This is a genomic window from Bartonella sp. TT119HLJHH (genome assembly GCF_042193385.1).
Taxonomy (GTDB): domain Bacteria; phylum Pseudomonadota; class Alphaproteobacteria; order Rhizobiales; family Rhizobiaceae; genus Bartonella.
In genome coordinates, this window is record NZ_JBHILS010000107.1 from 1 (window position 1) to 995 (window position 995).

General features: G+C 46.8%; 3 protein-coding genes and 1 pseudogene. All 4 read right to left on the reverse strand.

Annotated features, from left to right (window positions below; translation table 11 throughout):
- Nucleotides 1-119: pseudogene (locus ACFIJL_RS09555) on the reverse strand (chromosome partitioning protein ParB); the annotation flags it as partial.
- Nucleotides 119-517 carry a hypothetical protein gene (locus ACFIJL_RS09560; RefSeq protein ID WP_375617384.1) on the reverse strand — a complete coding sequence of 133 codons (399 nt, stop codon included), beginning with the start codon at nt 515-517 and terminating at the stop codon, nt 119-121. The pseudogene ACFIJL_RS09555 and the gene ACFIJL_RS09560, both read right to left, overlap by 1 nt.
- A complete protein-coding gene (locus tag ACFIJL_RS09565; protein ID WP_375624481.1) occupies nt 501-641 on the reverse strand; it encodes a hypothetical protein in 141 nt (46 codons plus the stop codon). Before ACFIJL_RS09565 ends, ACFIJL_RS09560 begins: the two co-directional genes overlap by 17 nt.
- Before the next feature lie 72 nt (nt 642-713).
- The coding region (locus tag ACFIJL_RS09570; protein ID WP_375624483.1) for a helix-turn-helix domain-containing protein at nt 714-995 on the reverse strand (282 nt) is incomplete at its 5' end.

Here is a 995-nt window from a genome sequence, read left to right on the forward strand (position 1 = left end):
TTCATCAATCCCTCCCGCGCCATTGATTGTGCAAGTGCCTTGGCATGCTCATCATCCACAGGGCGTATACGCTCCGGCACCACAATCACATCAAGAGCAAGCTTTTGAAACTGTGCCATCACGCCGCCGCCTTTCTGATCTCTTTAAAGAATAAATCCATCGCACGCCCTGCCCATCTTCGATAAGCTTTCGCAAAAACGGGTTCTTCCAAACGCCGGTTAATGGTACGCAAAGAACGAGCAACAGCAGTGCGTTCACGCTCTTGCATGGCAACAAGACGCCGCCGCGGCACCTCAAACTGATAATGCAAAATATGAATAACAATCTGTCGTGCTAACGCCGCATCAAATAAGCAGTGCGGAGGGTCAATAATATACCGGATTGGCAAATGTTTAAATCCACTACTCACCGCCTTAAAAGAACAGGCAAGCATAGCTTCCAAACGTTCAACCTCCGAATAAGGATTAACGATATCGCTTCTGGCTTCTGGGGTCCATAAATTACAAGCAGCAACCATAACCACCCCCTATAAAAACAATATGACCACCATCTAATCGCCAGAACCAACCCTTCCAAACGGCTGTTCTATGATGCAACGCTATGCAATTTATCTTGCCTATTTCGTACTGATCTTTAGACATTGATAAACCTTTTTATCTTATGGTATTAAATTCATGGCAAATGCGCAAAAGCGCAAAGCCGTGTAACGAAGTTCAAGCAGCATTCCCGCGCAAAGCAGAATGCGCACGCGAATCTGTATTGGCATGTTTTGCTGCTTTAAAAATGCGACGGCGACTTTTGGGGTAGCGGTCGCTAAAAACCTGCTCGACGGGCAAACCGATAAAATCGGCAATAGCACGTTCGGCTTTCTCGTTAGACCGTGTCCAGATATGTTGAACACTGGATGACGATAGTTGATAAGCTTTCGCGAGCTCCGCCAAGGTCATATTACGGCGGCGTAGCTCGGCTAAAATACTATGGCGATCCCATACTTG

Coding starts and splice junctions, on each gene's coding strand:
- ACFIJL_RS09560 (WP_375617384.1), bottom strand. CDS start 517: ATGGTTGCTGCTTGTAATTTATGGACCCCAGAAGCCAGAAGCGATATC.
- ACFIJL_RS09565 (WP_375624481.1), bottom strand. CDS start 641: ATGTCTAAAGATCAGTACGAAATAGGCAAGATAAATTGCATAGCGTTG.